The organism is Edaphobacter aggregans DSM 19364 (assembly GCF_000745965.1).
Lineage (GTDB): Bacteria > Acidobacteriota > Terriglobia > Terriglobales > Acidobacteriaceae > Edaphobacter > Edaphobacter aggregans.
Genome location: NZ_JQKI01000150.1, coordinates 1 through 11960, shown reverse-complemented (window position 1 = coordinate 11960; position 11960 = coordinate 1). Strand labels below are relative to the sequence as shown.

Here is an 11960-nt window from a genome sequence, read left to right as displayed (position 1 = left end):
ATAGTTGCTTCCTCCAGTCTTGGAAAATTGAGCCGAGTCATCGGGAATGGTCCCCCAGGTGCTGTTTTGGAATTAAGCCTTGCCCCAGCAGGTGGGAGAGAGGGCATCATGGTTCGGCGGATCTAGTGCCTGCTTCGCGGCCCCTTGGAAGGTCTGAGTGGGCGCTCGGTCGGTCGTTCCAATTGCCTGTTCTCTTCCCAGACTCGCGCTCACATTACCACCAGCGGATCACTGTAATCAAGCAGTGAATCATATCTTCGTTTGGTCTCTGGGCAAAGCTACTGCTTTCATTCTTCTACCGCGTTCTGAAAACCGGGCCGAGCGGGTATGTGTCGCCCTCCATCGCTGGCGAGAAGGTTTCCAGTACCGCGGTTTACGACAAGCAATAACGAGGAATTCCGGGCATTCACTGCCCACGTCATTCGGACACGAGTGTCCCCAACAACCTACCGCTTTGAATTTATTTGAGCAGGGCCACCGCGAGTGCAATCAGGGCCACGAGCAGCGCGGCGCCGGGGAGGGCGTACGCCACGAGCGGCGAGGTATTGCCCGGCCGTCGCGCCGCCGACGACGTCTGCCTCGGGCACACCGGGCGTCTCGTCCGCAAACAGCGACTGCCGCATTACCCGCTTGCCGGCAATCACTTCCTCCATGCTCGCCTCGAAGTGGTGCTGATGAATCCGTTTCGACGAATCGGGAACGGGTTCAGCCGCTGCCGCAAGCGCGGCCTTCAGCACCGCGTTGCGGATGTCACCGCCGCTCACCTCGTAGCGGCGCGCCAACGCATAGAAATCGACGTCAGCCGCAAGGGGTGTCCGCGAAGGATGCAATTGCACGCGCCAAATCTGCTCGCGTTCGGCCTCCCCTGGCATCTCGAACAGGACGTGTGTCCGGATACGTCGCTCGAATGCCGGATCGAAATTCGCCGCTAGATTCGTGGCGAAGATCACCACACCGTTGTACGACTCGAGCTCCTGCAGCAGCACGCTGACGGTGGTGTTCGATTCGCGCTGAACGCCCTGATCGACTGATGTCGATCGGCGCGCGGCGATGGCGTCGGCTTCATCGAACAGCAGCACGGCCCCCTCGTCACGCGCCGTGCGAAAGACAGCGGCAACGTTCTTCGGCGTCTCGCCCATCCACAACGACTCGAGCTCGGCATAGCGGACGAGCAGGAGGCGGCGGCCGAGTGAGTGCGCGATGGCTTCGGCGCAGATCGTTTTGCCAGTACCCGGAGGACCAGCAAAGTTGAAGGCGAGGGCGAGCCCGGTGGGATGCCGATCGCCGAGGCCCCAGCGGTTGAAGATGAGATCGTGCTGTGTCACCTGCGCGAGGGCGTTGTCAAGCGCGCGCCGGGTCGCGGGCGGCAGAATCACATCGTCGAATGTCCGGCGTGACATGATCGACTCGACCGCGCGGCGGCCGCTCGTGCCGAAGAGACGGGTAAATGGGATCGGCGCCACGAGTCCAACGTACCGCCTGTACCGGGCTTAAAGCAACAGGACAGGGCCGCAAGGTGCTTGTGCGGAAGAAGTTCACGTAACGGCAGTTGTTGGCGTATACCGCGAACATGCAGACGTCGCTGATCGACCTAGAATTCTGGTCTGGGGCTCACTTCCTCGGCCGAACGCTGCAGAAGCAGGGCTACGATGTCCGGCTGATCGCAGCTCAGTATGTGAAGCCCTTCGTGAAGTCGAACAAGAACGACGTCGTCGACGCGGAGGCGATCGCCGAGGCCGTCGAGTGGGGAACATGCGCTTTGTCCCGATCAAGACCGATGACCAACTGGATCTGCAGGCGATCCATCGTGTTCAGGGCCGGCTGATCTCTCGTCGTACGGCGGTGATCAACCAGCTGCGGGCATTTCTGCGCGAACGCGGCATAGTGTTTGCGCAGAAGCCAGCGAAGCTCAAGGCCGCCATGGCTGACATCCTGGACCGCGGGCTTGACGCGGAAAGATTTGAGCGGCAGCCTATCGCTCAGGCGCCACGCGGCATCTATCAATGTAGCTCGAGCGGACCTAACGCCCTGCATCAGGGGGCTCTGCCATTAGCGCCGGTCCCAATTCGAATCGATCTCCTCAGCAGTACGTTTGGGAGATAGTCTCACGTTCTCCCCTTAATTCCTTATGGGGGACTGCATGGTACGGCTATCAGCGTCATTGCGAAGCGCACGTGGAGATCGGTTTTTGCCGACAATCTGTTGGGCCGTGCCGCCGAACTCGGCTTTTACTTCCTTTTCGCTCTTTTTCCTACACTTTTCAGCGCCAGCTCCATCCTTGGTCTAATTGCACGGTCTGCCTCACATATATATATATATGAGGACCTCCTGGGATATCTATCGCTGGTAATGCCGATGGAGGCGCTCGGAAGTGTCACGAAGATATTCCGTGAAACCACAGAAGCTTCTGGTTCAGGCAAGATAACGTTTGGGCTGATTGCTACGATCTGGTCGGCCTCGGTCGGCATTTCCGCAATTCAGGACACTCTTAACGCGGTCTATAAGGTCCAGGAAACCCGTTCCTACATCAAGGCCCGTCTTTCAGCTATTGCAGTGACTATCATTCTGACCGCGCTTGGCACGCTTTGTCTGGCATCCATGCTGGGGGCCGATTTTTTCGCCGCCGTCGCACATCATCGCATTCAGGATCGTTTCTTGGCGCTGGGTGCAGTGATTGCTATAAGGGTCATCGGCTGGACGATAGCTATTGTTTTTCTAAGCCTCTCATTCGCGGTGATTTACTACTGGGCTCCCGCCGTCAAAAAACGCCGCTGGCATTGGCTCACTGTTGGCGCAGCTGTCGGCATCGCGGGATGGCTCCTTGCCTCTCTCGGACTGCGTATTTACCTTCATTTTTTCAACAACTACTCTGTAACCTACGGTTCTCTCGGGGCTGTCATCATCCTGCTTACGTGGTTCTACATCACTGGGCTCATGATCCTGTTGGGTGCGGAGATCAATAGCGAAATCGAAGCGGCAGCCGCCGAAAAACGACTTACCGGAAAAACGCCTCCGCGCGCCGCAACTGCATAGGTGGCAGGAGCAGCCATCCTGGAGCTTATTTTCAACCAATGAATCAGGCGATGTCTGCTGCAGGGCAGCACTGAAGACTGTTCGGCGCATCCAACCAAGGTTAAAGGATGCTTGTGGATTGGAACTCGAGCTTAACTTTTTCGTAACCAGTTCAGCACATCGCCTTAGGAAACACTGCGCGGCGCGGCGGGGAAGCGTACTTTTGTTCCTGATGGTACTTTCACGTGCCTTCGCGCAGGCTCCTGCCAGCAAGGGCAGTGAAGAGCCGAAAACATCACCTCAGACCATGCAGATCCTCTCTTCCTATGAGGGGCAGACCATCAATTCGATTGAACTTGCAGGCAGGCCGGACGTCGATACAGAGCGCTATGCAGAGAGTTTGATCCAGCGCGCAGGTGAATCCTTCTCGAAGCAGAAGATAGATGAGACGATTGCTGCTCTCAAACGCGACGGGAAATTTGAGGAGGTTCAGCTTCAGGTCGAGCCTGAAGGGAATGGAATCAGGGTCCTGCTAGTTCTGGAGCCTGCAATCTATTTCGGCATATTCCAGTTTCCGGGTGCGGAGCGGTTTTCGTATTCGCGGCTGGTACAGGTTTCCAATTACCCGCCCCAGACGCCTTTCAACCGAGGCGAGATTCAGCGTGACAGGGACAATCTTATCAACTTCTTCCGACAGCAGGGCTACTTTCAGGTCCAGGTTGATCCAGAAGTGAAACTTGATACGGCGCACGGTCTGGCGAATGTCTATTTCAACACCACGCTGAACAAAAAGGCGAAGTTCGGGAATGCGGTGATTACAGGCACAACTCCTCAGCAAGCGGAGAGCCTTGCTGACAATCTGAGTGGAGTGCGGGCAAGAATGCGGGGAGCAGCGATTCGCCCCGGAAAGACCTATCGCTATGGCAATGTTACGAGAGCCAACAAATATCTCCAATCCAGACTGGAAAAGCAAGACAGACTTGACGCAAAAGTTCAGCCGCATGGAGCGGAGTACCACGCAGACACCAATCGCGCAGACATTCACTTTGATGTGGACACCGGCCCAGAGATTCACGTGGACGTGAAGGGCGCGCATTTGTGGAGTTGGACACGGAAATCCCTGCTGCCTGTGTATCAGGGAGCGGGCGTCGATCCCGAACTGGTTGAGGAAGGCAGGCAGGCGCTCACTTCTTATTTCCAGGCCAAGGGCTTCTTTGATGTGAAGGTGAGTTCGCAGCTCAAAACGGGTTCTGTCGACACGATCCTCTACCAGATCACGAAAGGGAAGAAGCATAAGGTCACGGCGGTGGAGGTGGCCGGGAACAAAAATATCAAGACAGATGACTTAATGAATCAAGTGAAGGTGCAGAAAGGGCACATACTTTCGCCGGGCAAGTTCAGTGACAAGCTTGTTCGTGCTAGTTCCAAAAGCCTGGAGGCCCTGTATGCGAGCGAAGGCTACAGTAGCGCGAAGGTTACGCCTCAGGTGCAGAGAAATGGCGGCGACATTCGTGTGCGGTTCACGGTAAATGAGGGTCCGCAGGATATCGTCCAGTCATTGAAAATCGAAGGCGCTGAGACGTTTCCGGAATCTCGCTTCGCACCGGGCGGATTGAAACTGGCAGAAGGCAGCGCCTACTCACAGAAGCTGGTAGAGAGCGATCGCGCAAATATCATTGCTAATTACCTGAAGGCTGGCTATTTGATGGCGAGCTTTCGCGAAACGGCTAAGGCAGTATCGAAGAACGATCCCCATCATCTCAATGTGGTTTACGTCATTTATGAAGGACCTCAGGTCTACACGGGAAATGTGATCACGTTGGGCCCCCAGAAAACCACGCAGCGCCTGATCGACGAAGACGTCGCAACGATAGAACCGGAAAAACCACTCACCGAAACTGAACTCCTCGCTTCGGAAAGCAAGCTGTACGAGCATACCGGTGTATTTGATTGGGCCGAAGTAGATCCCAAGAGACAGATCACCACGCAAACGCAGGAAGACGTACTGGTAAAAGTGCATGAGAGCAAAAAGAACCAGCTCACCTATGGATTCGGTTTCGAAATTATCAATCGCGGCGGCAGCGTACCCAGCGGAACAGTCGCTGTACCGAATCTGCCGCCGATTGGTTTGCCAGACACCTTTACAACCAGCCAAAAGACTTTTTATGGTCCGCGGGGGACCTTTCAGTACACGCGAAACCATGTGCGCGGTAAGGGAGAAAGCCTGTCATTTACCGCGTTTGCTGGACGATTGGACCAACGTGTCGCAGCTTACTACATCGATCCGAGATTGTTCTGGACAAGGTGGTCATCAACCTCCTCTGTCTCTTATGAGCTCGACCAGGAGAACCCGATTTATTCATCTCAGGTCGCGCTCGCCAGCTATCAGATTCAGAGATTTCTCGACAAGTCCAAGGCGAACCTCCTTTTTCTGCGATACAGCTATAGCAAGACAGACCTGACCCGCATCGAAATTCCCGCACTCGTGCCGCCGGAAGACCAGCACGTGAAACTCTCCACGTTCGCAGTGAACTTCACTCGAGATACGCGCGACAACCCGCTCGACGCGCATAAGGGCATGTTGCAGAGTGCGGAGTTCGATATCAATACAACCAAACTGGGCAGCAGTGTTGATTTTGCGAAGCTCAACCTGCAGTCCGCCTATTACAAGCGGATTTTTCACGACGTTATCTGGGCCAACAGCATTCGGATAGGACTTGCGCAACCGTTCGCTGGCAGCCGCGTACCGCTCAGCGAGGCGTACTTCACCGGTGGAGGCAATACTCTGCGTGGATTCCCCCTGGATAGTGCCGGCCCACAAAGGCAGGTACCGGTATGTAGCTCAGCGCCCGTGAGCTGCACGTTAATCCAGGTGCCAACAGGCGGAAATCAGCTGCTCATTTTGAACTCCGAGTTTCGCATTCCACTGCCTATCCGCAAAGGTCTTAGCATAGTCACCTTTTACGATGGTGGAAACGTGTTTCCCAGAGTCGGCTTTCACGACTTCACGTCGCTTTATTCCAACAATGTAGGTCTGGGGCTGCGCTACGCGACGCCTATCGGTCCGATACGAATCGATGTTGGCCAGAATCTCAACCCGGTGCCCGGAATCAAGGCAACACAATATTTCGTAAGCATAGGTCAAGCATTCTGAGGGAGTGTATTTATGAACCCCATCGGAACATCTATTCAGAAATCGCCCCAGAAAAAAGGTTACCTTGCCAATCAGCCACGCTGGCTAAGGGTATCCATGTGGATTTCGTCCGGGATCCTCGCCATTCTCGCACTCTTCGCCTTCGCGGCGATTCTCGTGCTTCGTACCACGGCTTTTCACAATTACGTGCTGAATAAAGCCCGGACCCTGGCAAGTGAACAGCTGGGTACTCGAGTCGACTTGCAGAATTTTACGCTGCACTTGTCAACGCTAAGCCTGGATATCTACGGCCTGACGGTGCACGGCGCCGCGCCTTATCCAGATCCACCGCTGCTCCAGATTCAGCACGCCGAGGCAGGCGTCCGCATCGTCTCAATCCTGCACCGCAAATGGTATCTGGATAACTTGCGTATCGATGGGCCTGTGGCAAAAATCTTCACCGACGCTAATGGCAACTCCAACATTCCGAAGCTCAAGAGCAGCGGCAGTAGCAGCAACACCAGCATCTTCGATCTGGGGATTCGCCACGCTGCGCTCACAAATGGAGAGGTGTATTACAACGATAAGCACAGCGTGCTTGCCGCCGACCTGCACGATGTAGAATTTCGCTCCGCATACGATGCGATACTACAGAAGTACTCCGGAACACTGAGCTACGCGGACGGGCATCTTACCGCCGGATCGATGCAAACCATTCCGCACAGTCTCAAAGCCGAGTTCGACGCCGCACCCTCCACGTTCCGCCTCATTAAGACCAGTCTCGCGTCAGGCGGATCACATATCACCCTCTCCGCAACCATGCAGAACTACAGCGATCCTGACGTCCAGGTGCAGTACGATGCTGTTGTCGATGGCCGTGATGTTCGCGGCATGCTTAAGAATCCATCCATACCGGTGGGGTTGATTCATGCCAGCGGGACAGCGCATTATCACGCAATTCCCAATCGCTCGGCACTTGACGCCGTCCTCCTGAACGGTAACCTGAGTAGCCAGCAGCTTGATATCCAGACGCCCTCGCTCCGCGCCCGCATCGATGACATAGCCGCGCAATACTCGCTTGCAAATGGAGACGCGACAATGCAATCGCTCCGCGCGCGTCTGTTGGGTGGCGAGCTCGATGCTACGGCGAAAATGAATGCGATCGGCGGTGATTCGCACTCTGAGGTGAAGGCTTCGTTACGCGGCATATCCGTCGGGGACGTCCACGCGATGCTGCGCACCGTTGAGATGCCGAAGAATGTTGCGCTGACCGGCACTCTGAATTCGCAGCTGAATGCCGCCTGGGGTAAGACGATCAATGATTTGGTAGTGCACGCTGACGCAACTGTCGATGGTCGCATCTCCGGTGCCGCCGTGACCAGCGGTCCTGAAACCGTCATACCTCTGAACGCTGCAGTTCATGGGAATTATTCAAATGCATCGCAGGAGATAGCACTGACGAACAGCTACGTTCGCATGCCACAGACGTCACTCACGATGAACGGGGTTATGAGCAAACGCTCCAATGTTGCTCTGAAGCTCCAGTCCAACGATCTGCATGAGTTTGAGACTGTTGCGGACCTGTTCCGCACCCCGGCGCCAGATCAAACCCTGCAGCCCCTCGGTCTTTACGGAACGGCGGCGTTTAACGGAACTCTTGGAGGATCCACGGCCGCGCCACATTTGACAGGACAGCTGCTCGCCTCCAATCTGCGCATTCATGGTACTGAGTGGCGAGTGCTGCGAACTGGTGTGGATGTAAGCCCATCTTTGGCCAAACTTGAAAATGCAGTGCTCGAACCAGCGTCTCAGGGCCGCATCTCGCTGAACGCCAGCGCCGGGCTCAGGGAATGGTCTTTCACAGAAACCAGCCCTGTCCAGGTCAACCTGAACGCATCGCAGCTGAACGTGACTGACCTGACGGAAGCAGCTGGTGTGCAAGTTCCGGTAACCGGCCTTCTCGCTGCGAATGTAAACATGCATGGGACTGAGCTCCATCCAATCGGCGAAGCAAATCTATCGTTGTCTCATCTCACTGCGTACAACGAACCGGTCCGATCCGCGCAGTTGGTCTTGTCTGGAACAGGTGACGAAGTTCATGGAAATCTGGAAATTTCATTGCCTGCCGGCAGGATGCAGAGCACGATGAGTGTCCGCCCGCGAGAGAAGAGTTATGTCGCTCAGGTCACCGCGAACGACATACGCCTTGAAAAACTCGAAACACTCAAGGCGCGAAACCTGGACGCGAATGGCGGAGTAACGCTGCATGCCAACGGCAAAGGAACACTCGACAATCCGCAAGTCGACGCAACTCTCCAGATACCCGACCTTCTGGTGCAGAAGCATGCGATTCGTTCGCTTAACCTGCAAATGAACATGGCAAATCATCTTGCTACTGCGAACCTGACATCGCAGGCGATCAATACCTCCATTCGCGGAAATGCAAAGGTAAACCTTACCGGCGATTATCTGGTCGACGCAACCCTCGACACGCAGGCGATTCCGCTCCAACCGCTGGCCGCGATCTATGCTCCTGACCAGGCTGCCGACCTAAGTGGTGAAACCGAGCTGCATGCCACACTGCATGGCCCACTCAAAAACAAGAAGCTGCTCGAAGGCCATCTCACCGTCCCGATGCTTAGGGTGGGGTACGGCAAGGACGTGCAACTCGCGGCTGCTTCGCCCATTCGCGTGGATCTCAAGGACAACATCATCTCGCTGCAACGAGGAGCCATTCGCGGCACAGAGACTGACCTTCAGTTCCAAGGATCGATCCCAACTACAGGGAATGCTCCCATGTCGCTCTTGCTTGTGGGAACTGTGAACCTGCGGCTCGCGCAGCTGTTGAATCCGAAACTGATCTGTTCGGGTCAATTGAAGTTCAACATCGATTCTTATGGAGCCGCGCACGATCCGAACGTTCAAGGCCAGATAGAAATCGTGGATGCGAGCATCGCCACGGGTGATCTGCCGGTTGGTATGCAACATGGCAATGGCGCGCTCACTTTGACCAGAGACCGTCTCAACATCTCCAAATTTGAGGGCATCGTAGGCAGCGGTGTCGTGAATGCGCAAGGGGGCGTTGTTTACCGTCCCACCCTGCGGTTTGATTTGGGGCTATCCGCCAAAGATATTCGCCTTTTATATCCGCAAGGCGTTCGCGAAAGTGTGAATGCGAATATTCGCCTCGCGGGAACTCCAGAAAGCGCGGTACTCGGAGGCGCAATTGACCTCACCGATCTTTCCTTCACGCCAGCATTCGACCTGACGAACTTCATAGATCAGTTCTCGGGAGGAGTCAGCGCGCCCCCAACTGGAGGGATCAGCCAGAATATTCAGTTGAATTTGGCTGTCCATTCATCGAATAACGTCAGCCTCGTGAGCAGAACGCTGAGCGTCAATGGCACCGCAAATCTGCAAGTCCGCGGCACGGCTGCACAGCCTGTCATTCTTGGTCGAGTCAATCTGGATGGTGGCGATCTCATTTTCAATGGCCACCGGTTCATCCTGAATGGCGGCACCATTCAGTTTGTCAATCCATCTCAGACCCAGCCCGTCGTCAATCTTGCTCTAAACACGACGATTCATGAGTACTCAATCGATCTTCGATTCAGCGGACCTGTAGATCAATTGCACACCGAGTACGCCTCCGATCCCGCTCTCCCGGCTGCGGACATCATCAACCTCCTGGCGTTTGGAAAGACGACGGAAGCGAACGCCGCAAACCCGGCAACACCAGCAAACCAGCAGGCTGCGTCGCTCGTAGCCTCGCAGGTCAGCAGCCAGGTTACCAGCCGCGTTTCGAAAGTTGCGGGCATCTCGCAACTTTCAATCAATCCAGTGTTATCAGGAGGAAGTAATCAGGGGCCTGCTGGCGCCAATGTCACAATCCAGCAGCGCGTCACCGGAAATCTATTCGTCACGTTCTCGAGCAACCTGGCTTCAACACAGAACCAAACGATTATGGGTCAATATCAGGTAACGCCGCGCGTCGCCTTAAGCTTTACGCGAGATCAAAACGGCGGTTTCGCCCTTGATACGACAATAAAGAAGACATGGTAATGAGTGAATTCTGCCTCTGAGATTCAGTGCTTGATTTTCAGCGCACTGATCACTGGCGAGCATTGGAATAATTTCGCAGCCCCATCCGCTGCCGTGTTACGGACCGCCGTTGTTAATTATCAGTTGCGCCTCTCGAACGCCAGCAGTCGATAAGTTAATTACGCCGAGATTACACAGAATTTATTTCGGTCGCGTGCGAACTGCACAATGATGCCGTTCCTGGGCCCTCTACGCACGGCGATATACTGGCGCTTGGTGCGGAAGCGGAAGGGTGTTTTTACCCGTCCAAGCAATTCGCCACTGTCGCGGGTCTCGATGGCGAGTCCGCAGTAGGCCCAAAACCCCGGCTTAGAGCATCTCCTCGGCGAGCAAGGGCTGGATGTCGGAAAGCATCTCGCCTTTGCAGCATCACCAGGAGTGTTTTTTCTTGACATCCCCTCTTATAGACTTCAGTCGAACCTGTCGGCGCGCTTCAGCGTCCGAAAGACCGCGTGCGCGGTTGGCATCCACTTCATGTGCCAGGTGCGATGGATCTCTTCGGCCAGATCCCGGTCTTTGTCTTCGCGGTCGAGAAAGCGTTGGAAACCCATACTCGTCCTATTCTCGGAGAATCGAACAGCTAAACAGGAAGGGTACGCCACACCTCAAGCCGTCTCTGGCCTACTAAACTACTGGCGTAGGAGTAGACAAGCCCCACAATCCCATCTAGACTTCGGCCCATGCCTCTCATCCTCGTTCTCATTCTGTTACTACTTTTGGTCGGTGGCGGCGGCTACTACATGGGCCCCGGGCTCGGGTATTACGGCGGCGGCGGCCTCAGTCTTGTCCTCGCGTTAGTGATCATTTACTTGGTTTTTGGAAGAGGACGAGACCGACTTTAAACCGAGAACTCTCTGCGTTGGCATGCCAGTCCGAACGAATGAGTCATGGGTTGTCGTTCAAGCTGTTTTTAGGTTGGCGATCGGTGATTTCGATGCCGGTAGAGACAATCGGAACGTCGTTCCACTTTTTCCAGCTCGCGTCGAGCTACCGACAGGAAGGGGCGCCGCCGTGCTTTCGAGCAATGCCGTGAGATAGCCATAGTCTGAGTCCGGTTCCTGCGCTTTTGGAAGTATTGTGGGCCTGGTTGTCGATTTTTCGATAAATCTTGTCTTCAATCCCGCAGCCATTATCGGCTACCGCGAGGTGGACGCGCCCGGCTCTTTGAGTGACCCGCAAGCAAACCACACCTCCTTTGGTTCGTCCCCATTTCCGAACCCGGTTCACCGCGTTTCGGTACTGTCCAGAAACGCCACACCTCCTTGCCTGATGCGATTTAGGATGCCCCGTTGTCTAAATCCGTGGGCCGCTTTCTGCGGCAGACATCTTGCGGAAGGCGCAGTCGGCATCTCAATTAGTGCAATTAGTGAACTGTAGACGTTTCCAGCGCATTCATCTGTCAGGTTCGAGAGGTGTCCACCATGGCCGAGCCCCTTACCACTTATGTAAACGACCACCTCGGTGGTGCCCGTATAGCCCTTCAGCTGCTTGAAGCAATGCACGATCAGCATGACGATCAACAGTTCCGGGATTTCGCCGGAGCGTTGCTCCCGGAGATTCAGGCTGACGATCGCACCCTCCGAACCATCGCCGAGAAGATTGGCTCGGGTCCAAGCGCGATCAAAGAAGTCAGCGGCTGGCTTCTTGAAAAAGCAGGGCGTCTAAAACTAGGCCATACAGGTTCAACAGACTTCGCGATGTTCGAGTCGCTAGA

The 11960-nt window shown here is 55.4% G+C and carries 7 protein-coding genes and 1 pseudogene; 5 read left to right on the top strand and 3 right to left on the bottom strand.

Annotated elements, in window-relative coordinates; translation table 11 throughout:
- Nucleotides 1-446: 446 nt before the first annotated feature.
- On the bottom strand, nt 447-1400 hold the full coding sequence (locus tag Q363_RS27065) for an ATP-binding protein (RefSeq protein ID WP_084080817.1): 954 nt from the start codon (nt 1398-1400) through the stop codon (nt 447-449).
- 47 nt (nt 1401-1447) lie between these two features.
- On the opposite strand from Q363_RS27065, the pseudogene Q363_RS46935 reads away from it, so the two are divergent.
- The 4 genes and pseudogenes from Q363_RS46935 to Q363_RS27045 form a co-directional block, all read left to right on the top strand.
- Nucleotides 1448-1938, top strand: a pseudogene (locus tag Q363_RS46935) (IS110 family transposase); the annotation flags it as partial.
- Between the two features lie 264 nt (nt 1939-2202).
- Complete coding sequence (locus Q363_RS27055; protein WP_245632502.1) at nt 2203-3033, top strand: YihY/virulence factor BrkB family protein; 831 nt, start codon at nt 2203-2205, stop codon at nt 3031-3033.
- 118 nt (nt 3034-3151) lie between these two features.
- Nucleotides 3152-6166, top strand: a complete 3015-nt coding sequence (locus Q363_RS27050; protein WP_157467655.1) for a POTRA domain-containing protein — start codon at nt 3152-3154, stop codon at nt 6164-6166.
- 12 nt (nt 6167-6178) lie between these two features.
- The gene (locus tag Q363_RS27045) at nt 6179-10207 is read left to right on the top strand and encodes a translocation/assembly module TamB domain-containing protein (protein ID WP_035356933.1); all 4029 of its coding nucleotides are present in this window, start codon (nt 6179-6181) and stop codon (nt 10205-10207) included.
- A 449-nt stretch (nt 10208-10656) separates the two neighbouring features.
- Here the strand turns inward: Q363_RS27045 and Q363_RS41310 are convergent, their stop codons facing one another.
- The gene (locus Q363_RS41310) at nt 10657-10797 is read right to left on the bottom strand and encodes a hypothetical protein (RefSeq protein WP_157467653.1); all 141 of its coding nucleotides are present in this window, start codon (nt 10795-10797) and stop codon (nt 10657-10659) included.
- A 436-nt stretch (nt 10798-11233) separates the two neighbouring features.
- A complete protein-coding gene (locus tag Q363_RS46930; protein WP_425387791.1) occupies nt 11234-11473 on the bottom strand; it encodes a sensor histidine kinase in 240 nt (79 codons plus the stop codon).
- Between the two features lie 185 nt (nt 11474-11658).
- Between Q363_RS46930 and Q363_RS27040 the strand changes: the two genes are divergently transcribed.
- On the top strand, nt 11659-11960 hold a 302-nt coding region (locus tag Q363_RS27040), incomplete at its 3' end, for a hypothetical protein (protein ID WP_211256373.1).